This is a genomic window from Sphingobium sp. TomTYG65, from assembly GCF_055395525.1.
The window spans coordinates 2,541,712-2,564,737 of the sequence record NZ_AP027330.1; the positions used below are offsets into that span (position 1 = coordinate 2,541,712).

A 23,026-nucleotide genomic window follows, 5' to 3' on the forward strand; every position below is an offset into this window, starting at 1 on the left:
AGCGCTTCTTTCACCGCGCCGTCTGTCCTTCGCCTCATTCCGCCGGTTGTGCGGTGCCGTCATGTGGCGAATCGTCCCCGGGCTTGTAGGTGAGCAAGCGGCGGCTGAGGCGGGGGCCGGCCCACTCCTCTATCTCCAAGGCCAGGCTGAACGTCGCAGGCACGATCACCAGCGTCAGCAGAGTGGATAGCAGCAGTCCGCCGATCACCGTAATACCCATCGGCGCGCGCCAGGCGCTGTCGCCGCCCAGAGACAGAGCGGTCGGCACCATGCCCGCGACCATGGCTACGGTTGTCATGACGATCGGCTGCGCACGCTTGTGCCCCGCGTCCACGATCGCGTCAAAGCGCGGCACGCCTTTCTGCACTTCCTCCAGCGCGAAATCGATCACCAGGATCGAGTTCTTGGCGACAATGCCGAGCAGCATCAAGAGGCCGATCAGCACCGGCATGGAAATCGGATTGCCGGTCAGGTGCAGCGCGATCGCGCCGCCCAGCGGCGCGAGCAGCAGCGAGCCCAGATTGACGAAGGGCGGCATCAACCGCTTGTAGAGCAGCGTCAGCACCGCCAGCACCAGCATCACGCCGGAAATCACCGCGACGACGAAGTTCATCACCATCTCGGCCTGCCACTTGGACTCGCCGGTGTTGATTTTCTGGATGCCGGGGATGCGTCCTTCCTCCACCGCCTTCATCGTCGGCAGGGCGTTGATCTTCTTCATCGCCTGGCTGCTGACGATGCCCGGTGCGAAGTCCGCATCGACGACGATCCGGCGGATTTGGTTGTAGCGGCGGATCTGCGTCGGGCCTGCCCCAAATTCGACATCGGCAACGACCTTCAGCGGAACGGAGCCTCCGCTGACCGTGGGAACCGGCATATTCTCGACCGTGGCGATGTCGCGCCGGCTGTTTTCGGCCACTGCCACGCGGATCGGAATCTGGCGGTCCGACAGCGAGAATTTGGCGCTGTTCTGATCGATCTCACCGATGGTCGCCACCCGGATCGTCTGGCTGAGCGCGGCGGTGGTCACGCCCAGGCTGGCCGCCAGGTCAAAGCGTGGCTTGATGATGATTTCCGGCCGGTTCATGTCGCCCTGGACGCGTGGCGCGCGGACCTCCCGCACGGCGGACATCTCGGACACCAGCTTGTTCGCCGTCTGCTCCAGCAGATCGGCATTGTCGCTGCCCAGCATGACCGTGACGTCACGGCCGAAGCCGCCGCCCGCCTGCGACTGGAAATTGACCCGCGCATCGGCGATCTGCTGGAATTTCGGCGCGACGCTGCGTTCCCAATCCACCGATGATCCGGGCCGGTCCTTGCGCAAGGTCAGGTAGATGTTGGCGCTGGTCGGTTCGATATCGGCAAAGGCCGCATCGACATAATCCTTGTCCGCCGCCAATATGTCCGCCACCCGCCGGGCGACCCCAGCCGTCTGCTCCAAAGTGCTGCCCGGCACGGTTTCAATCTTCACCTGACTGAAATCCGTGTCCATCGACGGCTGGAACGCCATCGGCAATGTCGCGAAGGCCAGCAGGGTCGCGGCAAAGGCGAGCCCGCCTATGCCCACGGTCCACAGGCGATGATCCCGCAGCCAGGCGGCAAAGCGCGGCCGCCCGCCGCGTGCGCGGTAGGCGTGCGCCGCCCGTTCGTCGAGCGACCAGTGCAGGACGCGCATATAGACGTCCATCAACCAGCCCTCGCCATGGCTTTCCTGGCCATGGGCCTTCAGGAAATAGGCCGCGACCATGGGCGTGATGAGGCGCGCAACCGCCAGGCTCAGCAGCACGGCCACGACGACGGTCATGCCGAACTGGATGAAAAACTGCCCGGAAATCCCCGGCATCAGCGCGACCGGCAGGAACACCGCGACGATCGCCATCGTTGTCGCCAGTACGGCAAGGCCGATCTCATCGGCGGCATCGATCGCTGCCTGATAGGCTGTTTTGCCCATGCGCATGTGGCGGACGATATTCTCGATCTCCACGATCGCGTCGTCCACCAGCACGCCCGCCACGAGGCTGAGCGCCAGGAGCGACGTCATGTTGAGCGTGAAACCCATCATGTCCATGAACCAGAAGGTTGGAATGGCGGACAGCGGAATGGCCAGCGCAGCGATGATCGTCGCGCGCCAGTCACGCAGGAACAGGAACACGATAACGACCGCCAGCACCGCGCCTTCGATCATCGACTGCATCGCCGAGTGATATTGGCTTCTGGTATATTCGACGCTGGTGAACAGCTGCTTGTAGCGGACCTTCGGATTTTCCTTCTTCAATTGCTCCAGCACCTTGAGCGCATTGTCGAAGACGGTGACGTCCGATGATCCCTTCGCCTTTTCCATGCTGAAGCTCGTCACCTGCGTGCCGTTCATCAGCGACAGCGACCGCTGCTCCGCATACATGTCGCGCACATCGGCGAGGTCGGCGAGCTTTACCGTGCGTCCGCCGGGGATAGCGATCTGCGTCTGTCCCAGGGCATAGGCATCCTGCGCGTTGCCCAGCACGCGAATGGCCTGTTCTGCGCCCGCGATTTCAGTACGGCCGCCTGCCGCGTTCAGGTTCACCTGCTGCAGCTGCTGATTGACCTGCGCGGCGGTGATCCCGTGCGACTGCAGCTTGACCGGGTCCAATATGACGCGGATCTCACGCGTAACGCCGCCGCCGCGCTTCACCGCAGCCATGCCCGGCACCGCCAGAAGCCGCTTGGCGACCGTATTGTCCACATACCAGGACAATTGCTCCAGCGTCATGTCGGTCGCTTCGGCGCTGAAATAGGCGATCGGTCCATCCGCATCCAGACGCGTGACCTGCGGCTCCAATATGCCTTCGGGCAGGTCGCTGCGGATCTGATCCACCGCATTCTTGACGTCATTGACTCCGCGGTCGATCGGCGTTCCGATCTGGAACTGCACGATCGTCATCGACTGACCTTCGGACACGGTCGATGTGATCTCATCGACGCCGCTGATGCCGCGAACCGCGGCCTCAATCCGCTGCGTCACCTGGGTTTCGAGTTCCGGCGGCGCTGCGCCCGGTTGCAGCACCAGCACCTGCGCTATGGGGAAGCTGATATCGGGCTGCTGGTTGATGTCCATCCGGCCGAAGCTGACGACCCCGGCGATCAGCAGCGCGACGAACAGCACCAGTGGCGACACCGGATTTCGAATGGCCCAGGCGGAAATATTGCGAAAACTCATGACGGCTTCCTCGCAGGCGCGGTGTTACCCGGCCTTTTGCAGTTGCGGCCGGACCTTCTGCCCCGGCCGCAGGAAGGCGCCCGCCGACGCCACGATACGTTCATTGCCATTCAGGCCGCTGGTTACCGCAACGCCCTTGTCGGATACCTGGCCTACCTCAACATCGCGCCGCTCAGTCTCGTCACGCGCATTGATGACATAGACATAATGCCCCTTGTCGTCCGTCTGCACGGCGGACTCCGGCAGCATCGGCGCGGTCGCGGTCCCGCTGACGATCGTCGCGGACGCAAAACCGCCCGGACGGATCGCGGCATTATAAGGGATGGCGATGCGTGCGATACCTTGGCGGGTCTGCGGATCGACGACAGGCGAAACCTGCCATACGCGTCCGCTGAATCGCGATTGGCTACCAACCGGAGTCACAGTCGCGCTGTTTCCGGGCCGCAGCGTGCTGAGGTCGCCCTCGCTCAGCTGCGCCAGCAATTCCATTTCGCCGCCCTTGGCCATGCGGAACAGCACGCCGCTGGCTGATCCGACAATCTGTCCCGGCTCAACGTCGCGCGTCAGCACCAGGCCCGCCGCCGGTGCGCGAATGTCGAGACGCCCCGTGCGGGCCCGCTGCTCGGCAAGCTGCGCCGCCGCCACAGCCACGCGGGCGTTTGCGGCATCGCGGGTAGCGGTGCGCTGGTCGATGTCCGCCTGGCTGATGAAGCCGCGCTTCACCAATGCGCGCGCCCGGTCAAGCTGAGCCTGCGCCAGCTTCGCATCGGCGCGCTGCACCTCCAGCTGCGCCGCCAGGGATCGAATCTGTTCTGCTTGTACGGACCGTTCGATCACCGCCAGTACCTGTCCAGCCCGGACCCAATCGCCTGGCTGCACCAGTACCTGCCGCACTTCGCCACCTTCGCCCACGACGCCCACCGGCATTTCCACGCGGGCGGCGAGCGATCCGGTGCCGCTGATCGTGCGCGGGACCACCGATTGGCCGGGGACGATCACGGTAACTGCGGGAGCCTGTTCCGCTGCGGGCGCCTCCGCGCCCTTGCCATGCATCGTGACCCAAGCGGCGATGGCGATCAGGATGATGGCGATGATCGCCCCGATAACCAGCATCCGCCGCCGCGCAGGCTGCGGTTCGTCGGCGAAGATGCGCACCGGGGCGTCCCCGGCGACTTGAGTTTCGTAGTTCATCCTGGTTCCATCGTTCGGCGGCTTGGCCGTGCAAGCGCTGTGTTATATGAATAACGCACCTGTCTCAACCCTCCATACACTTTGCGCATCAGCGGGGCAACGCTGGCGGGGTGAGCGCCTCCCTTGCCAAACCGGCGCGGCTATGGCGCTATGACCTAAGTTAACTGCGGGAGGCTAGGATGGAATTGTTCGGATGGATAATCGTCGGCCTGTTCGCAGGCGCGATTGCGCGACTGGTGATGCCGGGCCGCGATCCGGGCGGCTGTGTGCTGACGGTGCTGCTTGGTATCGCTGGCGCGTTGCTGGCGGGATATGTCGGGCGTCTGCTCGGCGTCTATGAGCCGGGGGAGCAGGCGAGTTTCCTGGCTGCCGTACTGGGCTCGATCGGCGTACTCGCCATCTATCGCTGGTTCGCCAGACGCCGGTAGACGCAAAAAAGGGCTGCGCCGAAACGCAGCCCTTCATACCCGCCAGCTAAGCTTTTGGGGTCGGTTTTAGCGGACCGATCCGCGACGGACCAGGTTGACGATGGCGAGCAGCACGATCGCGCCCACCAGGGAAACGAGGAAGCTATAGAGCGTCAGGCCTTCGTTGATCGAACCGCCGCTGAAGATCAGGCCGCCGATGAAGGCGCCCACGATACCCACGACGATGTTCAAAAGGATGCCCTGCTGCGCATCGGTGCGCATGACCATGCTGGCAAGCCAGCCGATGATACCGCCGACAACAAGCCACAAAATGATACCCATTTCACACTCTCCTTGGACCAGCGCCCCCAGCGGGTTGGCTGATCTATTCAACGGAGAAGTCGGCTTCGCGTTCCGTCAAAAATGTTTCTGGGTTGACAATGGGAGAAGAATCGGGGCCGCGCCCAAAAGGAAAGGGCCGCCGGAAACGGATCCAGCGGCCCTTGAATATCTGCCCCGCGCAACCCGCGCGTGGCGGGATGATCAGTATTTCTGCTGCCGTTCGTAGAGCGACTTGTAATATTGAATGCGCGTGACGCGCAGCCCGTGCATGCCCGACCGATCGACCGCGCGCTGCCAGCCCGCAAATTCTTCCAGCGTCAGCGAATAGCGCGCGCACGCTTCATCGACGGTCAGCAGCCCGCCATTGACGGCGGCCACCACCTCGGCCTTGCGGCGCACGACCCACCGGGTTGTATTCACCGGGGGAAGGCTCTCCAGAGTCAGGGGTTCCCCGAGCGGCCCGACGACCTGAGCAGGCCGAATTTTCTGATTTTCTATCATTCTCACCCTCAAAAAGCGGCACTGGCGTTGCCGAATTCAGCAGCGGCAACCGGTATGCGCGTCAGCCCTGAAGATCGACTAAAGCGCCACGGTAAACGCCCCCTTCATCATCCTTGCCCCACTCTTAAATGCTGTGCGATCAACGGGTTGAAGCTGCCCGTTGGACGCGCGGCTTCGATCACGCCGCTTGGACGAGGCGCGAAGATTCCGGCCAGGTCCTGGATCCAGTCGCTCGGCTCGTCCTGCCCCCGCAGGACCCCGGCAACCGCCTGCGCGGTCGGGCTGGCCGCCTGCGCCGCCGCCGAAGCGGCCCGCAGCATCGGCCAGACCGGCGCGTGCGGCCGGCTGACGGGTCTGGCATTGGCAGGCCGAAGCCCACCCGCCCGAAGGAAACTGAAATCCATGAGGCGAGGGGATAGCGAATAAAGGATAAGGTCCGGTAAACTCCGTCACGGGAATGACGCATCGCGGGCGCGGTGGCTGAATCCCGCTGGAATGCAGGCGCGCGCGCGACTATATGCGCGCCCATGCAGCCCCAGTTTCAGTTGCCCGAGCCGCTCAAGCAGCGGCGAATCGTCGTCGCCATGTCCGGGGGCGTGGATTCCAGCGTCGTCGCTGCGTTGGCCGCCCGCACGGGCGCGGAAACCATCGGCGTGACGCTTCAACTCTATGATCATGGCGCTGCGGTTGGCCGCACCGGAAGCTGCTGCGCCGGGCAGGACATCCGCGACGCTCGCGCCGTCGCAGACCGCATCGGCATCGCGCATTATGTCTTTGATTATGAAAGCCGTTTCCGAGACTCGGTGATCGCAGACTTCGCCGATGAATATATGGCGGGACGCACGCCCATTCCCTGCGTGAAGTGCAATATGGGGGTGAAGTTCACCGACCTTTTCCAGATCGCGCGCGACCTCGGCGCGGACTGCCTCGCCACCGGGCATTATGTCCGCCGGGTGGAGGGCCCGCAGGGCGCCGAACTGCACCGCGCTGCCGATCCAGCCCGCGACCAGAGCTATTTCCTCTTTGCCACGACTCAGGCGCAGCTGGATTATCTGCGTTTCCCCCTGGGGGGTTTGCCAAAGCCGCAGGTGCGCGAAATTGCCGCCGAACTCGGCCTGTCCGTGGCGATGAAGCCTGACAGCCAGGACATTTGCTTCGTGCCCGACGGCGATTACGCCAAGATCGTGCGCAAGCTGCGCCCCGACGCGGACCAGGGCGGCGAGATCGTGCATGTCGATGGCCGGGTGCTGGGCGCACACAAGGGGCTGATCCACTATACGGTGGGACAGCGCAAAGGGCTGGAGATCGGCGGTCAGGCCGAACCGCTCTATGTCGTACGCCTCGACGCCGAAGGACGGCGGGTGATCGTCGGGCCCAAGGCCGCGCTTGCCGTGTCTGCGGCGCGGCTGTCCGACATCAATTGGCTCGGTCGTGACTTCACCGGCCCGCTGAGCGCCAAGGTGCGGTCCATGGCAAAGCCCGTGCCTGCCCGACTGGAGGCCGAAAGGCTGATCTTTGACGCGCCCGAATATGGCGTCGCGCCCGGCCAGGCCGCCGTACTCTATGCGGGCGACCGCGTGCTGGGCGGCGGCTGGATCGCCGCGACGGAAGGAGCTGTGCTGGAAGCGGCCTGACATCCACCCTATCCCAAGATGGTGGAGGGGAAGAATGGGAAGGTCGCGCAACTATCCTCCACCAGCCTGCAGCCGGTCCCCCTCTTCATGCTGCGCGCAGGGAGGAAACGGCCACCCCCAAAACCTTGCCCTTTCTCCGCCCGCCAAGTAAGGCCCGCCGGTCATGACTCGTCCGCTCACACTCGCCATCCCCAAGGGCCGCATCCTTGATGAAGCGCTGCCGATGCTCGCACGCGTCGGCATAGAGCCGGAGGCGGAATTCTATGACAAGAAGAGCCGGGCGCTCCGCTTTGCCACCAATCGTCCCGACATATCGATCATCCGCGTGCGCGCTTTCGACGTCGCCACCTTCGTCGCTCATGGGGCCGCGCAGATCGGCATCGTCGGTTCCGACGTGGTCGAGGAATTCGACTATTCTGAACTCTATGCGCCGGTGGACTTGGACATCGGCCATTGCCGCCTGTCGGTCGCGGAACCCGTCGATCTCGCCGACGAAGATGAGGCGGCGATGAGCCATGTCCGCGTCGCCACCAAATATCCCTATCTAACGCGCCGCTATTATGAAGCGCGCGGCATTCAGGCCGAATGTGTGAAGCTGAACGGCGCGATGGAACTCGCGCCCTCGCTCGGTCTCTCGCGCCGGATCGTCGATCTGGTGTCGTCGGGCGCGACGCTCAAGGCGAACGGCCTCGTCGAAACTCATGTCATCATGCAGGTGTCGGCGCGGCTGGTGGTCAATCGCGCCGCCTACAAGATGCGCTCAGCTGAGCTCACGCCGCTGGTCGAAGCCTTCCGCAAGGCCGTGGGGGTGAAGGATGCCGCTTAGGCTCGATAGCCGCAGCGCGGATTTCGTCGCCGCCTTCACCGCTCTGGTGGATGCCCGGCGCGAGGCGGATGAGGATGTGTCGCGCGACGTCACCGCCATCCTGAAGCGCGTGCGCGCGGAGGGCGACACGGCGATCGCCGATTATACCAGCCGCTTCGACCGGCACGATCTGGAAGCGAGCGGCTGGGCGGTCAGCCCGGCCGAATGCCGCGCGGCGCTGGAGAGTATCTCGCCGCAGCTGCGCGAGGCGCTCGAACTCGCGGCGGCGCGTATCACCGCCTATCATGAAAAGCAGAAGCCTGAAGGCAGCGACAGCGTCGATGCGGCAGGCGTGCGCCTGGGTGCGCGCTGGACTCCGGTCGATGCGGCGGGCCTTTATGTGCCCGGCGGCCGCGCGGCCTATCCCAGCTCTCTGCTGATGAACGTCATCCCCGCCAAGGTCGCGGGCGTCTCGCGCATCGCGATGGTGACGCCCACGCCCAATGGGGAGATCAACCCGCTGGTCCTCGCCGCAGCCAGCATCGCCGGGATCGAGGAGATCTGGCGCATCGGCGGGGCGCAGGCCGTGGCCGCGCTCGCCTATGGCACGGATCGGATCAGGCCCGTGGACGTCATCACCGGCCCCGGCAACGCCTGGGTCGCGGAGGCCAAGCGGCAGCTTTACGGCGTCGTCGGCATCGACATGGTTGCGGGCCCGTCCGAGATCGTCGTCGTCGCCGACGCGCACAATGATCCCGACTGGATCGCCGCCGATCTGCTCAGCCAGTCCGAACATGACCCGACCAGCCAGTCGATCCTCTTCACCGACGATGCCGCCTTTGCCGATGCCGTTGCGGCGGCGGTCGAAAAGCGCCTGCCGCTGCTGTCGACGCAGGCGGTGGCGGCGACCAGCTGGGCCGCCAATGGTGCGATCATCCTGGTGCGGGACTGGCAGGAGGCGATGCCGCTGGTAAACCGCCTCGCCGCGGAGCATCTGGAACTTGCCGTGGACGATCCCGACGCGCTGTTCGCACAGGTGCGGCATGCCGGATCGGTCTTCCTCGGCCGCATGACGCCCGAAGCCGTCGGCGATTATGTTGCGGGTCCCAACCATGTCCTGCCGACCGGCCGCCGCGCGCGCTTTTCCTCGGGACTCTCGGTGCTCGATTTCATGAAGCGCACCAGTTTCCTCAGCCTGGACAAGGCCGCGATCGGAGCCATCGGCCCGGCAGCGGTCGCCCTCGCGGAGGCGGAGGGGCTTCCTGCTCACGCTGCCTCGGTGGCGGTGCGGCTGACCTAAGCCCGCTCTTTTCAAGAAACACTGCCCTTCGACAAGCTCAGGGCGAACGGCTACATGGAATCCTTATGAACGATCGCGCCAAATCCCGCTCCGCCGCCCGCCTCGCCGCGGTCCAGGCGTTGTACCAGCTGGAAATGGAAGGCACGCCGCTCGCCGCCCTGCTGCATGAGTTCCACCAGCATCGCCTCGGCGCGACGATCGAAGACGTCACCTATGCCCAGGCGGAAGAAAGCTTCTTTGACGACATCGTAAGCGGCGTGGACAAGCGCCGGGACGAAATCGACGGCGTCATCGCCGCGCGCCTGTCCAAGGGCTGGAGCCTGGAACGCCTCGACAAGCCGATGCGCCAGATCCTCCGCGCGGGCGCTTACGAACTGCTGGCCCGCAAGGATGTTTCGACCGGCACCGTGATCAGCGAATATGTCGATGTCGCCCATGCCTTCTACGACAAGCGGGAGGCAGGGTTCGTCAACGGCTTGCTGGATGGTGTGGCGAAGGATGTGCGGAAGTAGGGCTGTTCGGATGGCGGGCCGTGCTCCTGCGAAGGCAGGAGCTCAGCCCTGGGCTCTGAACTGGGCACTTGCCTTCGCAGGAGCACGGTAGGCCATGTCCGCTGAATCCCGCTTCCTCACCTTACTCCGCCTGCTGGCAAGCGATCCCGCCGCCCAGGGCCTGCAAGACGATGTGGCCGTCCTGGACGTTGGCGAAACCCGCCTGATCCTCACCAGCGACACCATGGTCGAGGGCGTGCATTATCTCCCCACCGACCCTCCCGCCGATATCGGCTGGAAACTCGCCACCGTGAACCTCTCCGACCTCGCCGCCAAGGGCGCGAGGCCGGTGGCATGCCTCCTCAACTACGCCTTGTCCGGCGAAGATAGCTGGGACGCCGCCTTCCTCGAAGGACTGGGTGAGGCGCTCAGCCGTCACGCCATGCCGCTGCTCGGCGGTGACACCGTGCAAATGCCCGGACGCAGCGCCCGCAGCTACAGCCTCACCGCCATCGGTGAGGCGCGCGGACCGGTGCCGCTGAGGACAGGCGCTCAGGCGGGGGATCGTCTCTATATCACCGGCCCGGTCGGCGACGCCGGCGTGGGCCTCGACCTGCTCCGCTCCGACCCCAGAGCATCCGGGCCGTTGGTCGAAGCCTATCGCCGTCCCAAGCCCCGCCTCGCCGAAGGCGCGCTGCTCGCGCCCCATGCTCACGCCATGATGGATGTGTCGGACGGTCTTCTCATCGATGCGGCGCGCATGGCGCAGGCGAGTGGGCTTGCCGTCACCATCGACCACATACCCCTCTCTCCCGCGCTGGAGGCGGTGCGCGGCGCCAGCACCGCCGCACAGATCGCCGCGGCGCAAGCCGGTGATGATTACGAACTGCTCTTCGCCCTTCCGTCTTCAGAAAAGCCGCCGGTCAGGGCCATTCCCGTAGGACATTTCTCCGCCGGATCGGGGCTCTGCCTCGTCATCGACGGGGCTGAGATGCCTCTGCCCGCCCGCCTCGGCTGGGAACATGGCTGACCCACACTCCGCCAAGTCGCTGATTCAGGTGAATTCCGTAACCGCTTGACGCGGCCCGTCCTGCCTGTAGCTTCCCCGCATCCTTTCTTCAGCCCGGTTGGACGCTCATGATGTGCGTGACCCTGATGCTGATTGACGCGGTGCCTGATGCCGGATGCGTGAATTCCGGCCGCCCGCCCTTACGCCTTTCGTTCGCCCGTCATTCCCTGCGGAGCGGCCGATGATAGGAAAAACAGGGGGAGAGGAACATCCATGCAGATTGTCTATATCGCCATAGGGTGCGGCCTGCTGGCCGTGCTCTACGGCCTGTTCACCAGTCGACAGGTGCTGGCGGCCTCCGCCGGCAATGAAACCATGCAACAGATTGCGGGGGCCATTCAGGAAGGGGCAAGAGCCTATCTTGGCCGCCAATATACGACCATCGGCATGGTCGGCGTCGTGGTCGCGGCGCTGGTCTTCTTCTTTCTTGGCGCAACCTCCGCGATCGGCTTCCTGATCGGCGCGATCCTGTCGGGGGCGGCGGGGTTCATCGGCATGAACATCTCGGTGCGCGCCAATGTCCGCACCGCGGAAGCCGCGCGCACCACGCTGCAGAGCGGCCTTACCGTCGCCTTTCGGGCAGGGGCCATCACCGGCATGCTCGTGGCGGGCCTCGCCTTGCTCGCGATCAGCGTCTTTTTCTGGTATCTGACCGGACCTGCCGGTCACGCGCCTGACGATCGTCTGGTGATCGACTCCCTGGTGGCTCTGGCCTTCGGCGCCAGCCTCATCTCCATCTTCGCGCGTCTGGGCGGCGGCATCTTCACCAAGGCGGCCGATGTCGGCGCGGACCTGGTGGGCAAGGTCGAGGCGGGCATTCCGGAGGATGATCCGCGCAACCCCGCCGTCATCGCCGACAATGTGGGCGATAATGTCGGCGACTGCGCCGGCATGGCCGCTGACCTCTTCGAAACCTATGTCGTGACCGTCGGCGCGACGATGGTGCTGACCGCGCTGCTGGTGAAGGGCGTGGACAACGCCTTCCTGCAACAGCTCATGTCGTTGCCGCTGATCGTCGGCGGCGTGTGCATCATCACGTCGATCATCGGCACCTACATGGTGCGCCTGGGCGCCAGCCAATCGATCATGGGCGCGCTCTACAAGGGCTTCTGGACCACCGCTATCCTGTCCATCCCCGCGCTCTATTTCGCGGCGCACTTCACGCTGGGCGATCTCAATGCCCGCTTCGGCACCGATCTTGACGGCAATGGCGGTTATACCGGCATGGCGCTCTTCTGGTCGATGATGGTGGGCCTCGCCGTGACCGGCCTTATCGTCTGGATCACCGAATATTATACCGGCACCAACTATCGCCCGGTGCGCAGCATCGCGCGGGCGTCGGAAACCGGCCATGGCACCAACGTGATCCAGGGCCTCGCCGTCAGCCTGGAAGCGACCGCGCTTCCCACGCTGGTGATCGTCGCGGGCATCATCGTCGCGCATCAGTTGGCGGGCCTCATCGGCATCGCCTTCGCGGCCACCGCCATGCTGGCGCTGGCGGGCATGGTCGTCGCGCTCGACGCCTATGGTCCGGTCACGGACAATGCAGGCGGCATCGCGGAAATGTCGCATCTTGATGACAGCGTGCGTGGCAAGACCGACGCACTGGACGCCGTGGGCAACACGACCAAGGCGGTGACAAAGGGCTATGCGATCGGTTCGGCGGGCCTCGCTGCGCTCGTCCTGTTCGGCGCTTACACGGAGGACCTGAAATTCTACAACTCGGCCCTTGGTCTTACCGAGCCGGTCGATTTCAGCCTCTCCAACCCATATGTCATCGTCGGCCTGCTGCTGGGCGCGCTGCTGCCCTATCTCTTCGGCGCAATGGGCATGACGGCGGTGGGCCGCGCAGCGGGCGATGTGGTCAAGGACGTGCGCGACCAGTTCGCCACCAACAGCGGCATCATGGAAGGGACGTCGCGCCCTGATTATGCCCGCACGGTGGACCTCGTCACCCGCGCCGCGATCAAGGAGATGATCATCCCCAGCCTGCTTCCGGTGCTGGCGCCGATCGTCGTCTATTTCGCGATCTCGGCCGTCGCGGGCACGCCCAACGGCTTCGCCGCGCTGGGCGCTTTGCTGCTCGGCGTCATCGTCTCGGGCCTCTTCGTCGCGCTGTCTATGACCTCGGGCGGGGGAGCCTGGGACAATGCGAAGAAGTTCATCGAGGACGGCAATCACGGCGGCAAGGGATCGGAAGCGCACAAGGCGGCCGTGACCGGCGACACCGTGGGTGACCCCTACAAGGACACGGCGGGCCCCGCCGTCAATCCGATGATCAAGATCACCAACATCGTCGCCCTGCTCCTGCTCGCCGCATTGGCGCATGGGGCGTAGCGACCGAGAACAAACTGTCAAAAAATTCAAGACAGTAGAATGGCCCCGCCCTATGATTAGGGCGGGGTTATTGTTCGGGGGGTACATAGCTTGAAGAAGATTGCAGTTGCCGCGAGCATCCTGTTCGCGCAGCTTTCGTCCGTCGCGTTCGCACAAGCCGAAGCGTCGAAGTCCGTTCAGCCCAAGGAATGGCCGATAGAGGCCTTCGCTGAACTGCCGCTCATGGAGCAGCCGGAATTGTCGCCCGACGGCAGGCGTGTCGCCGCGCGGGTGGGATATCAGGGTCGGTTAATGCTCGTCATAGCCGACATATTCGACGCTAAGGCTTTCCACGCGATGGGGTTGGGCGAAAACGACCTCAATTGGTGGTCATGGGTCAACGATGATTGGCTGATCGCGGGTCTGGGCGCGGAAAGCTTCGTCGAAGGCATGCCCTTCCGTCTCAGCCGCGTCGCCAGCATCAAACGCGACGGGTCCAAGCTCAATCTGCTCGCCAAGAATACGGCGGCGCAGAATGCCGACGATGTCGTCTGGATGGCGCGGGATGGCACGCCGCGCATCCTCCTGTCCTATCAGACATCGATATACATCAATGAGCCGGGCTTCTGGCCCCAGGTTGATGAAGTCGATGTGACCACCGGCCGGATGCGCAATGTCATCCCGCCGCGTGCGAACGTCATGTCCTGGCGTGCCGACGCGTCTGGAGCCGTTCGGATGGGGGTAGGCTATGTCGATGCGACGCGCACCTCAAAGCTGCTGTACCGTCCGGACGGCAAGTCCAGTTTCCGCGTAGTCGACCGCGCCGACAAGCGCCGTAATGAATCCATGGTGACGCCGCTGCTGTTCACGGCTGACCCTGGCAAGGCTATCGCCAGCGACGATCGTGACGGAACCGAGGCGCTCTACGAGCTCGACCTGAACACGCTGCAATTGGGGCAGAAGATCTTCGCCGCGCCTGGCTTCGACATCGGCAACGTCGTGACCGACGACAGTCAGACGAGCCTTTCCGGCGTTTATTACACCGCCGATGCGCCCGCAGTGCATTGGTTCGACGCCTCGCTCGTGCAGATCCAGGCGGATCTCGACAAGGCGGTCGGCAATCGCCGGGCAAAGATCGTTTCCACCAGTCGCGATCACAAGAAGATGATCGTGCATGTCGGCAGCGCCGATCAACCTGGCGCTTATTACTATTACGACACCGACTATGGCGTGATGAGGCTTCTTTCCAATGTCAGCAGCAGCTTTGGCAGCGCGCATCTCTCGCCGGTCAAGACCATCCGGTACAAGGCGCGCGACGGCCTGGAAATCGCCGCCGTGCTGACGCTTCCTGCGAACAGGAGTCCCAGAAATCTGCCGATGATCCTGCTGCCGCATGGGGGCCCGTTCGCACGCGACAGTGAAGATTGGGACTGGTGGGTACAGTTTCTCGCGCATCGCGGTTACGCGGTGCTGCAGCCCAATTATCGCGGTTCGTCAGGCTATGGCACGGCTTTCGCGGAAAAGGGGGAGGGGCAATGGGGCCTCGCCATGCAGGACGACCTGAACGACGCCGTCGATTGGGCGGTGAAGGAAGGCATTGCCGACGCAAAGCGCGTCTGCATCGCCGGCGCGTCCTATGGCGGTTATGCCGCGATGCGGGCGGCGCAGCGCGACGGGGCGAAATATCGGTGCGCGGTATCTTATGCGGGGGTGTCGGACCTTTCGGCGATGATGCGGTACGATCGCCGCTTTCTCAATCACGGCGGCCGTTCGGACTGGATGCGGCAACAGGCCCCCAATTTCGCAGCCGTTTCTCCCATCAATTTCGCCAGCCAGTTTTCCACGCCCATCCTGCTGATGCATGGGAAGAAGGACCGGCGCGTGCAGGTCACACAATCGCGCGAGATGGCGGAAAAGCTGAAGGCGGCGGGAAAAGCGCCGGGCAAAGACTTCATCTACGTCGAACAGCCGCTTGCCGACCATTTCTTCTCGCGCCAAGCCGACCGGCTCGATTTTCTTCAGCGGCTCGATGCTTTCCTCAAGGAGCATAATCCGGCTTAGCCACGCCATCCGTGCACCATCGGACATAGGCTGCCGCACCGTCTGCGGCGAGCCTATGGCCATGCGCATGTCATGAAAGTGAAATATAATAGAAATGATGCGGTAACATAGAAGTCATAGTCGGCCGCCCACGCCACGGGGCGAGGGAGAAAGATTCAATGCGACCGACCTTCAAGCTTTTTCTGTCCGCGCTCGCCGCGCTCGCCCTTCCGGCGGCCGCGCACGCCAGCGAGGATGAGCAGCTCTGGACCGGCGTCACCGCCAATGTGAAGCTCAGTGACAAATGGCGCTTCTCGCAGGAAGTGATCGGACGTTTCAGCAACGACCGCAACGGCCTGTACGAAGTCGAGATGAACTCGCTGATCGGTTACAAGATCAGCAAGAAGGTCACGATCTGGGCGGGCTACACCCACGATCCGAATTATGTCAGCGGCGACTTCACCGTTATGGAGCATCGCGGCCGCCAGCAGGTGACGTTCGACAATATAGTGAAGATCGGCCCGGGCCAGCTCAGCGCCCGCCTGCGCCTTGAGGAACGCTGGCGCGAAGGCGTCGATGGCACTGCCTGGCGTTTGCGGCCCTATGTCAAATATGTCCTGCCCTTCAAGGAAGGCGGCAAGACTGCGCTGGTGCTGAGCCATGAAAGCTTCATCGACCTCAACACCACCAATTTCCAGCGCGTCGAGGGTGAGGAACGGATGCGCAACCTGATCGCCATCACCACGCCGCTGGCCAAGAATGTGAATGCCGAAATCGGTTATCTGCACCAGCATGGCTTCCGGCCCCACGCCGATGATCCGAACGACAGTGTCGCGTCTTTCGCGCTGAGCTTCTCTTTCTAGGCTTCCCTCCCTCCGGCCCCTCAACCCGTTCGGGCTGAGCCTGTCGAAGCCCTTCTCCGGGAAGAGAGAAGGCCCTTCGACAAGCTCAGGGCGAACGGGGTGGTCCAATAACAGCGGGCGTTGGGCGGTTTTTGAAAAGACGAGATAGGCGAGGCACCCACACCTTGCCCCCCTGCCACATAGGGGCCTATAGGCGCCCCCATGACCAGCGAACCCTTCCGCTCGCAGCTGGCGGCCCTCGACAAACGGGGGCGTCTGCGCCGCCTGGTGCCGCGCGCCGGGCGTGATTTTGCTTCCAACGATTATCTCGGCCTCGCCTCCGATCCCCTGATCGGGCAGGCCGTCGCCGATGCGGTCGCGCGCGGGGTCCCGGTGGGCTCTGGCGGATCGCGCCTGCTGCGCGGCAACGCGCCCGAGCATGAGGGGCTGGAGGCGAAAGCCGCCGCCTTCTTCCGCACGCAGGGGGCGCTGTTCCTCGCCAACGGCTTCGCCGCCAATTGCGCGATCTTTTCCACCCTGCCGCAGCGAGGCGACCTGATCGTCGCCGATGAACTGATCCATGCCAGCGTGCATGACGGCATTCGCCTCTCCAAGGCGGCGACCGTCTTCGCCCGCCACAATGATATGCAGAGCTTTGCCGATCTCATTACCGCCTGGCGCGCGGAGGGCGGCAAGGGGCGCATCTGGATCGCCGTCGAAACCCTTTATTCGATGGACGGCGATATAGCGCCGCTTTCGGACCTCGCCACGCTCGCTGCTCGGCATGAGGCGATGCTGATCCTGGATGAGGCGCATGGCACCGGCGTTTTCGGTCCGGGCGGGCGCGGCCTTTCGGCTGGGCTGGACGGCCTTCACAATGTCGTCACGCTCCACACCTGCGGCAAGGCGATGGGGGTGGAAGGCGCGCTCATCTGCGGGCCGCAGATCATCATCGACTATCTCATCAACCGTGCGCGCGCCTTCATCTTCTCGACCGCGCCCTCGCCGCTGATGGCCGTCGCCGTTTCGGCGGCGATCGATCGGATCGAGCAGGCCGACGACCTCCGCGCCCGGCTTAAGACCCTGCGCGTCGATGCGGCCGAATCCATCTGTGCGCCGCTCGGCCTGCCGCAGCCGCGCAGCCAGATCGTTCCTGTCCTGCTGGGTGAGGACCGCCGCGCCATGGCCGCCGCCGCCGCCCTGCAGGAGGCGGGGTTCGACATACGCGGCATCCGCCCGCCCACCGTGCCGCCGGGCACCAGCCGCCTGCGCATCTCGCTGACGCTCAACGTCGGCCGCGCGGATGTCGCTGCGCTCGGCAAGGAATTGCAGCGGGTGCTGGCATGACCCGCTTCGTTGTCACCGGCACCGACACGGACATTGGCAAGACGGTCTTCGCCGCCGGTCTGGCGGGCGCACTCGGCGCGCGCTATTGGAAGCCCGTCCAGGCCGGGATCGATCCGGAGGGGGACAAGGAAGCGGTGGCCCGCCTCGCGAATCTGCCAGCCGACCATATTCTGCCCGAAGCTTATCGCCTAAAGACCCCTGCCTCGCCCCATCTGGCCGCACGCCTCGACGGGGTTGAGATCAGCCTCGACAAGCTCGACTTGCCCCCCATCGATGGCCCGCTGGTGGTCGAGGGTGCGGGCGGCGTCCTTGTGCCGGTCAGCCAGACCCTGTTGATGGCCGACATCTTCGCCCATTGGGGCCTGCCGGTCATCCTCTGCGCCCGCACCGCGCTTGGCACCATCAACCACAGCCTGCTCAGCATCGAAGCGCTGCGCAGCCGCGGCGTGCCCCTCGCCGGCATCGCCTTCATTGGCGATGCTCATGCGGAAAATGAGCGGATCATCCCTGCTCTTGGCAAGGTCCCTAGCCTCGGCCGCCTGCCGCGCCTTGATCCGCTGAACGCGCAGAGCCTTAAGGCTGCCTTCGCCGCGAATATCCGCTTGCCCTGACGCACTGTCCCGGCTCAACTCCTTGCAACCCGGTCAAGCAAGGATGCTTCGATGAAATTTCTCCTCCTCGGCGCCGCCGCCTCGGCGCTGGTCCTCGCCGCTTCGGTTGCGCAGGCCGATCAGGCCCCCGCCGCAAAGCCGACCTATGGTAGCTACGGCTTCGACACGAAAGGCATGGACCCGGCGGTCGCGCCGGGCGACGACTTTTACCTCCACGCCAATGGCGGCTGGGCACGCTCCACGCCGGTCCCGGCCGACAAGTCCAACTATGGTGCGTTCAATGTCCTCGACGACCTGTCGCGCGAACGGACCAAAGCTATTTTGGAGGCCGCCCGGACCGACCCCGCGAGCAAGATCGGCATCGCCTATGCAAGCTATCTCGACGCTGCTCCGGTCGAGGCCAAGGGGCTATCCCCCATCCGGCCCTGGCTCACGAAAATACAGGCGATCAGGGACAAGCGCGGCTATGCCTGTATCGCAGCCGAAGCCGCCCGTGCAGGCATTGCCGGACCTTTCGCCTTCTATGTGGGACAGGATGACAAGGACCCCGACCATTACATCCTGAACCTGCGGCAGGGCGGCCTCGGCCTCCCCGACCGCGACTTCTATCTTCAGCCTGACGAAAAGATGGCGGCGATCCGCACCGCCTATGTCGCGCATCTTGAGCAGATGCTGACGCTCGCGGGCCAGTCCGATGCAAAGCGCCGCGCCGCTGCGCTCATGGCGTTCGAAACCGAAGTGGCGAAGCTGCACTGGACTCAGGTCGATAGCCGTGACGCCGACAAGACCTACAACAGGATGACCCTGGCCGACCTTCAGAAAGCCGCGCCAGCCTTCCCCTTCGCCGACTATTTCGCCGCCAATGAGTTGAAACCCGCTGCCCTGATCGTCGCTCAGCCCAGCGCCATCACCGGGGAGGCGGCGCTGATCGCCAGGACGCCGCTGGAGCAGTTGAAGGACGCGCTTCTGCTGCGCAGCCTCCACGCCTACGCCACATATCTGCCTGACCGGATCGCCGATGCCGACTTCGCCTTTTACGGCACCAGTTTGTCGGGCACGCCGCAGCGCGAGGAGCGGTGGAAGCGCGCCGTGGATTTCGTGAAGGAGTCCATGGGCGAGGAAGTCGGCAAGATCTACGTCGCGAAATATTTCCCACCCGAAACCAAGGCAGCCATGGATCAGCTGGTAAGGAATGTCATCGCCGCCATGGGCCGCCGCATCGATGGCCTCCCCTGGATGAGCGACGCTGCCAAGGCTCGCGCCCACAAGAAGCTCGCCGCCTTCACGCCAAAGATCGGTTATCCCGAAAAATGGCGCGACTATCGCGGGCTGACCGTCAAACCAGCCGACCTGTTCGGCAATGCGCTGCGGTCGAACCATTATGAATTCGACTATCAGATGGGGAAGCTCGGCAAGCCCATCTACCGTTGGGAATGGCAGATGACGCCGATGGAGATCAACGCCTATGCGGACTTCTCCATGGTGGAGATTGTCTTCCCGGCCGCGATCCTTCAGCCGCCCTTTTTCGATCCCCATGCCGATCCCGCCGTCAACTATGGCGGCATCGGTGCTGTGATCGGCCATGAACTCAGCCATCATTTCGACGATCAGGGCGCGAAATATGATGAAACCGGCAAGCTCAACCAGTGGTGGAGCGACGCTGATGTCGCCGCTTTCAAGGGGCTGACCGACAAGCTGGTGAAGCAATATGACGCCTATGAACCTTTCCCCGGCGCGCATGTGAAGGGCGCCTTCACCCTGGGCGAGAATATCGGCGACCTGGCCGGCCTCGCCGTCGCGCTCGACGCCTATCATGCCTCACTTGGTGGCAGGCCCGCCCCGGTGATCGACGGCACCAGCGGCGACCAGCGCTTCTTCCTCGGTTGGGCGCAGGTGTGGCGGCGCAACTATCGTGAGCCGAATCTGCGGCAGCGGCTGGTCACTGATCCCCATTCGCCGTCTCAGTATCGCGCTGATACCGTGCGCAATTTTGATCAATGGTACGCCGCGTTCAAACCCGCGCCGGGCGGCAAACTCTACCTCGCACCACAAGACCGGGTGAAGATCTGGTGATCCATTGCCCCGCCGGAACGATTCGGCTCTGCGGCGGGGCGAGCGATCATGGGGACAAGCTGTGACGCTGCTCAACCGTCATCCCTCAAATCTCACGCTTCGCCGGATCACCCTTTAATCTGACGCTGCTCTTCCACAGCTTTCATTCATTAATTTGTGAGGAGAAGCATGTTGACGGGTTTTCGTTCTTCGATCTTTCTGAAAGCTGGCCTGGCGTCGGCCACCCTGTTTGCCGCAGCGCCGCTTCTGGCGCAGGGCGCGGCAGCTCCTGCTGCCCCGGCTACCCCCGCCGCTCCGGCAACGCCTTCGGCGGGCGCGTCCAAATATAGCGAAGCCGATATCAAGCAGTTCGCTGCCGCTGCGGTGGAAGTGACCAAGATTCAGTCGGACGCTTCCATTGCCGACGCTGAAAAGCAGCCCAAGATGCTGGCCGCGCTTCAGGCCTCGGGCATTGCGCCGGAAAAGTTCAATGAGATCGGTCAGGCGGCCGCCGCAGATCCGGCGCTGCAGCAGCGCATTCAGGCGGCAGCCCCCGCCACTCCGGCTGCGCCTGCAACTCCGGCGACCCCCGCCGCTCCGAAATAAGCGGGCTGACACGGGGGAGGAGCTTGGCGTGACGCCCTCGCTCTTCTAAGCGTCACGTCATGACCTCCCCTGTCTGGCATCCCTTTTTTCAGCACGGTCTTGAAGAAGCCATTCCGCTCGTGACGCGAGCGGAGGGTGCTTTGCTCCATCTCGTCGATGGCGGAACGCTGATCGATGGCATCTCCAGCTGGTGGGTGACGACCCACGGCCATTGCCATCCCCCCATCGCCGCCGCCATCGCAAAGCAGGCGGGGCAGCTCGATCAGCTCATTTTCGCGGGCTACACCCATGAACCGGCTGAAGCGGTGGCGCGCGGCCTGGTCGATCTGGCGCCCCGTGCTACGGACCGGGATCCGCTCGCCCATGTCTTCTTCTCTGACAGCGGCTCCACCGCCGTCGAAGTCGCGCTCAAGATGGCGCTTGGCTATTGGCACAATCGCGCCCTCGATGGATTGGCGGAGCCGCGTCACCGCATCCTCGTCCTGCAGCACAGCTATCACGGGGACACGATCGGGACGATGTCCGTGGGCGAGCGTGGCGTCTATAATGCCGCCTGGACGCCGCTGTTGTTCGACGTCGGCACGATACCCTTTCCCTATCAGGACCAAGAGCAAACAACGCTCAATGCTCTTGAGGCAGCCTGCGCGCAGCGTCCCGCCGCCTTCATCGTCGAACCGCTGATCCTGGGGGCAGGAGGGATGCTGGTCTATTCGCCAGCCGTCCTGCGGGAAATGGCCGCGATCTGCGCCCGGCACGACGTCCTCTTCATCGTTGATGAGGTGATGACCGGCTGGGGCCGCACCGGGACTCTGTTCGCCTGTGAGCAGGCCGGCATCGTCCCAGATATCATGGCCGTGGCTAAGGGGATCACGGGCGGGGCGATCCCGCTGGCTGCGACTCTGGCTACTGCGCGCATCTTCGATGCGCACCGCTCCACGGACCGATCGCGTCTTTTCTATCATTCCAGCAGCTATACCGCGAACGCCATCGCCTGCGCCGCGGCGGCCGCCAATCTCGCCATCTGGCGGGAGGAAGATGTGCTGGGTCGCATCGCCACCCTGTCGGACGGGATGGCGCAGCGACTCGAAAAACTTGGCCGGCACCCGGCCTTCGTCAATCCGCGCCAGCTTGGCGCCATTGCCGCGATCGATTTGATCGCGGCGGACGCGGGCTATCTGTCCGATCTCGCCCCGCGCCTGCGTGCCTTCTTCCTGGAAAAGGGCATCTTGCTGCGGCCGCTTGGCAACACCATCTATCTGATGCCGCCTTATTGCCTTGATGCGGATCAGCTGGATCACATCTTCGCGGCCCTCTCAAAAGCCGGTGATATTTTCGGGCTTTCGGCCTGACTTTCATTTTCCGCATTTTGGCGCTATGGCGGCGCGATTTTTCGACTTCCCAGGATATTATGGCAAAAGAAGAACTGCTTGAAATGCGCGGACAGGTTGTGGAGCTTCTCCCCAACGCCATGTTCCGCGTCCGGCTTGAAAATGATCACGAGATCCTCGGCCATACCGCTGGCAAGATGCGCAAGAATCGCATCCGTGTTCTGGTGGGCGACGAAGTGCTGGTCGAACTCACCCCCTACGACCTGACGAAGGGTCGGATCACCTACCGCTTCAAATAAGCCGCTTCACGCATGCGGCTCATTCTCGCTTCAGCTTCTCCTAGACGGTGTGAACTTCTGGGTCAGATCGGCGTGTCTCCCGATGCGGTGGACCCGGCGGACCTTGATGAAACTCCGCTCAAAGCCGAACTTCCCGCCGCTTATGCAGCCCGTGTCGCCGCCGAAAAGGCCGCACTGGTGGCACGGCGGCATCCCGGTGCGCTGGTGCTCTCGGGCGACACGGTAGTCGCGGCAGGCCGTCGTATCCTGCCCAAGGCCGAGAGCGAAGCCGAAGCGCGCCAGTGCCTCGAACTTCTCTCCGGCCGCCGCCACCGCGTGTTGAGCGCCATAACGCTGGTCGATGGGGAGGGGAGGGCGCGCCACCGCCTCTCGACCAATATCGTCACTTTCAAACGCCTCGATCGCGCCGAGATCGACGCCTATATCGCGTCGGAAGAATGGCACGGCAAAGCAGGCGGCTACGCAATACAGGGCCGCGCCGCGGGCCTCATCCGCGCAATCCAGGGGAGCCACAGCGCGATCATGGGCCTGCCCATTTACGAAACCCGCGCGCTGCTCAAGGCAGCGGGCTATCCACTGGACTAGAGTGATTTCGAGGGAAATGGCACATTTCCCGGTTCGGAAATCACGACCAACAGGACTGATCGAC

The 23,026-nt window shown here is 64.0% G+C and carries 21 protein-coding genes; 16 read left to right on the plus strand and 5 right to left on the minus strand.

What is annotated here, in order from left to right; translation table 11 throughout:
• Positions 1-34: 34 nt before the first annotated feature.
• Together ACZ5Y5_RS12575 and ACZ5Y5_RS12580 are read right to left on the minus strand one after the other, a co-directional pair.
• Entirely contained in the window at positions 35-3,196 is a 3,162-nt protein-coding gene (locus tag ACZ5Y5_RS12575; protein ID WP_464808948.1) for an efflux RND transporter permease subunit, read from the minus strand.
• 24 nt (positions 3,197-3,220) lie between these two features.
• Positions 3,221-4,387 carry an efflux RND transporter periplasmic adaptor subunit gene (locus ACZ5Y5_RS12580; RefSeq protein WP_464808949.1) on the minus strand — a complete coding sequence of 389 codons (1,167 nt, stop codon included), beginning with the start codon at positions 4,385-4,387 and terminating at the stop codon, positions 3,221-3,223.
• Between the two features lie 179 nt (positions 4,388-4,566).
• Between ACZ5Y5_RS12580 and ACZ5Y5_RS12585 the strand changes: the two genes are divergently transcribed.
• Positions 4,567-4,815, plus strand: a complete 249-nt coding sequence (locus ACZ5Y5_RS12585) for a GlsB/YeaQ/YmgE family stress response membrane protein (protein WP_464808950.1) — start codon at positions 4,567-4,569, stop codon at positions 4,813-4,815.
• 66 nt (positions 4,816-4,881) lie between these two features.
• On the opposite strand, the gene ACZ5Y5_RS12590 is transcribed toward ACZ5Y5_RS12585, so the two are convergent.
• From ACZ5Y5_RS12590 to ACZ5Y5_RS12600, 3 genes are all read right to left on the minus strand, one after another.
• Positions 4,882-5,136: a GlsB/YeaQ/YmgE family stress response membrane protein gene (locus tag ACZ5Y5_RS12590; RefSeq protein ID WP_464808951.1), complete on the minus strand. Its 255-nt coding sequence runs from the start codon at positions 5,134-5,136 to the stop codon at positions 4,882-4,884.
• Between the two features lie 201 nt (positions 5,137-5,337).
• Positions 5,338-5,637, minus strand: a complete 300-nt coding sequence (gene sciP, locus ACZ5Y5_RS12595; RefSeq protein WP_062112932.1) for a CtrA inhibitor SciP — start codon at positions 5,635-5,637, stop codon at positions 5,338-5,340.
• Positions 5,638-5,744: 107 nt separating this feature from the next.
• Complete coding sequence (locus tag ACZ5Y5_RS12600; protein WP_464808952.1) at positions 5,745-6,041, minus strand: hypothetical protein; 297 nt, start codon at positions 6,039-6,041, stop codon at positions 5,745-5,747.
• 123 nt (positions 6,042-6,164) lie between these two features.
• Here ACZ5Y5_RS12600 and mnmA point away from each other — a divergent pair, with 123 nt between their 5' ends.
• The 15 genes from mnmA to ACZ5Y5_RS12675 all read left to right on the plus strand — a co-directional run bounded on the left by mnmA (position 6,165) and on the right by ACZ5Y5_RS12675 (position 22,962).
• On the plus strand, positions 6,165-7,271 hold the full coding sequence (mnmA, locus tag ACZ5Y5_RS12605; protein ID WP_464808953.1) for a tRNA 2-thiouridine(34) synthase MnmA: 1,107 nt from the start codon (positions 6,165-6,167) through the stop codon (positions 7,269-7,271).
• A gap of 163 nt (positions 7,272-7,434) precedes the next feature.
• The gene (gene hisG, locus ACZ5Y5_RS12610; protein WP_464808954.1) at positions 7,435-8,097 is read left to right on the plus strand and encodes an ATP phosphoribosyltransferase; all 663 of its coding nucleotides are present in this window, start codon (positions 7,435-7,437) and stop codon (positions 8,095-8,097) included.
• Positions 8,087-9,376, plus strand: a complete 1,290-nt coding sequence (hisD, locus tag ACZ5Y5_RS12615) for a histidinol dehydrogenase (protein ID WP_464808955.1) — start codon at positions 8,087-8,089, stop codon at positions 9,374-9,376. The genes hisG and hisD overlap by 11 nt, the downstream gene beginning before the upstream one ends.
• Positions 9,377-9,441: 65 nt before the next feature.
• Positions 9,442-9,888, plus strand: coding sequence for a transcription antitermination factor NusB (gene nusB, locus ACZ5Y5_RS12620; RefSeq protein ID WP_464808956.1), 447 nt, complete (start codon positions 9,442-9,444; stop codon positions 9,886-9,888).
• A 94-nt stretch (positions 9,889-9,982) separates the two neighbouring features.
• Entirely contained in the window at positions 9,983-10,897 is a 915-nt protein-coding gene (thiL, locus tag ACZ5Y5_RS12625; protein WP_464808957.1) for a thiamine-phosphate kinase, read from the plus strand.
• A 252-nt stretch (positions 10,898-11,149) separates the two neighbouring features.
• Positions 11,150-13,273, plus strand: coding sequence for a sodium-translocating pyrophosphatase (locus ACZ5Y5_RS12630; RefSeq protein ID WP_464808958.1), 2,124 nt, complete (start codon positions 11,150-11,152; stop codon positions 13,271-13,273).
• Positions 13,274-13,363: 90 nt separating this feature from the next.
• Positions 13,364-15,313: an alpha/beta hydrolase family protein gene (locus ACZ5Y5_RS12635; RefSeq protein ID WP_464808959.1), complete on the plus strand. Its 1,950-nt coding sequence runs from the start codon at positions 13,364-13,366 to the stop codon at positions 15,311-15,313.
• Between the two features lie 158 nt (positions 15,314-15,471).
• Positions 15,472-16,155 carry a DUF2490 domain-containing protein gene (locus tag ACZ5Y5_RS12640; RefSeq protein WP_464808960.1) on the plus strand — a complete coding sequence of 228 codons (684 nt, stop codon included), beginning with the start codon at positions 15,472-15,474 and terminating at the stop codon, positions 16,153-16,155.
• A gap of 201 nt (positions 16,156-16,356) precedes the next feature.
• Positions 16,357-17,481: an 8-amino-7-oxononanoate synthase gene (locus ACZ5Y5_RS12645; RefSeq protein ID WP_464808961.1), complete on the plus strand. Its 1,125-nt coding sequence runs from the start codon at positions 16,357-16,359 to the stop codon at positions 17,479-17,481.
• Positions 17,478-18,092 (plus strand): dethiobiotin synthase, encoded by a 615-nt coding sequence (bioD, locus tag ACZ5Y5_RS12650; protein WP_464808962.1) that lies wholly within the window; start codon positions 17,478-17,480, stop codon positions 18,090-18,092. The genes ACZ5Y5_RS12645 and bioD overlap by 4 nt, the downstream gene beginning before the upstream one ends.
• 51 nt (positions 18,093-18,143) lie before the next feature.
• A complete protein-coding gene (locus ACZ5Y5_RS12655) occupies positions 18,144-20,165 on the plus strand; it encodes a M13 family metallopeptidase (RefSeq protein ID WP_464808963.1) in 2,022 nt (673 codons plus the stop codon).
• A gap of 168 nt (positions 20,166-20,333) precedes the next feature.
• A complete protein-coding gene (locus ACZ5Y5_RS12660) occupies positions 20,334-20,750 on the plus strand; it encodes a DUF4168 domain-containing protein (protein WP_464808964.1) in 417 nt (138 codons plus the stop codon).
• Positions 20,751-20,809: 59 nt separating this feature from the next.
• Positions 20,810-22,099, plus strand: coding sequence for an adenosylmethionine--8-amino-7-oxononanoate transaminase (locus ACZ5Y5_RS12665; RefSeq protein WP_464808965.1), 1,290 nt, complete (start codon positions 20,810-20,812; stop codon positions 22,097-22,099).
• A 59-nt stretch (positions 22,100-22,158) separates the two neighbouring features.
• A complete protein-coding gene (gene infA, locus ACZ5Y5_RS12670; RefSeq protein ID WP_003049127.1) occupies positions 22,159-22,377 on the plus strand; it encodes a translation initiation factor IF-1 in 219 nt (72 codons plus the stop codon).
• Between the two features lie 12 nt (positions 22,378-22,389).
• Positions 22,390-22,962 carry a Maf family protein gene (locus ACZ5Y5_RS12675; protein WP_464808966.1) on the plus strand — a complete coding sequence of 191 codons (573 nt, stop codon included), beginning with the start codon at positions 22,390-22,392 and terminating at the stop codon, positions 22,960-22,962.
• Positions 22,963-23,026: the final 64 nt, after the last annotated feature.

Bases quoted from the DNA above. Each gene is read 5' to 3' on its own strand.
- ACZ5Y5_RS12575 (WP_464808948.1), bottom strand. From the start codon at position 3,196: ATGAGTTTTCGCAATATTTCCGCCTGGGCCATTCGAAATCCGGTGTCG.
- ACZ5Y5_RS12580 (WP_464808949.1), bottom strand. From the start codon at position 4,387: ATGAACTACGAAACTCAAGTCGCCGGGGACGCCCCGGTGCGCATCTTC.
- ACZ5Y5_RS12585 (WP_464808950.1), top strand. From the start codon at position 4,567: ATGGAATTGTTCGGATGGATAATCGTCGGCCTGTTCGCAGGCGCGATT.
- ACZ5Y5_RS12590 (WP_464808951.1), bottom strand. From the start codon at position 5,136: ATGGGTATCATTTTGTGGCTTGTTGTCGGCGGTATCATCGGCTGGCTT.
- sciP (WP_062112932.1), bottom strand. From the start codon at position 5,637: ATGATAGAAAATCAGAAAATTCGGCCTGCTCAGGTCGTCGGGCCGCTC.
- ACZ5Y5_RS12600 (WP_464808952.1), bottom strand. From the start codon at position 6,041: ATGGATTTCAGTTTCCTTCGGGCGGGTGGGCTTCGGCCTGCCAATGCC.
- mnmA (WP_464808953.1), top strand. From the start codon at position 6,165: ATGCAGCCCCAGTTTCAGTTGCCCGAGCCGCTCAAGCAGCGGCGAATC.
- hisG (WP_464808954.1), top strand. From the start codon at position 7,435: ATGACTCGTCCGCTCACACTCGCCATCCCCAAGGGCCGCATCCTTGAT.
- hisD (WP_464808955.1), top strand. From the start codon at position 8,087: ATGCCGCTTAGGCTCGATAGCCGCAGCGCGGATTTCGTCGCCGCCTTC.
- nusB (WP_464808956.1), top strand. From the start codon at position 9,442: ATGAACGATCGCGCCAAATCCCGCTCCGCCGCCCGCCTCGCCGCGGTC.
- thiL (WP_464808957.1), top strand. From the start codon at position 9,983: ATGTCCGCTGAATCCCGCTTCCTCACCTTACTCCGCCTGCTGGCAAGC.
- ACZ5Y5_RS12630 (WP_464808958.1), top strand. From the start codon at position 11,150: ATGCAGATTGTCTATATCGCCATAGGGTGCGGCCTGCTGGCCGTGCTC.
- ACZ5Y5_RS12640 (WP_464808960.1), top strand. From the start codon at position 15,472: ATGCGACCGACCTTCAAGCTTTTTCTGTCCGCGCTCGCCGCGCTCGCC.
- ACZ5Y5_RS12645 (WP_464808961.1), top strand. From the start codon at position 16,357: ATGACCAGCGAACCCTTCCGCTCGCAGCTGGCGGCCCTCGACAAACGG.
- bioD (WP_464808962.1), top strand. From the start codon at position 17,478: ATGACCCGCTTCGTTGTCACCGGCACCGACACGGACATTGGCAAGACG.
- ACZ5Y5_RS12655 (WP_464808963.1), top strand. From the start codon at position 18,144: ATGAAATTTCTCCTCCTCGGCGCCGCCGCCTCGGCGCTGGTCCTCGCC.
- ACZ5Y5_RS12660 (WP_464808964.1), top strand. From the start codon at position 20,334: ATGTTGACGGGTTTTCGTTCTTCGATCTTTCTGAAAGCTGGCCTGGCG.
- ACZ5Y5_RS12665 (WP_464808965.1), top strand. From the start codon at position 20,810: ATGACCTCCCCTGTCTGGCATCCCTTTTTTCAGCACGGTCTTGAAGAA.
- infA (WP_003049127.1), top strand. From the start codon at position 22,159: ATGGCAAAAGAAGAACTGCTTGAAATGCGCGGACAGGTTGTGGAGCTT.
- ACZ5Y5_RS12675 (WP_464808966.1), top strand. From the start codon at position 22,390: ATGCGGCTCATTCTCGCTTCAGCTTCTCCTAGACGGTGTGAACTTCTG.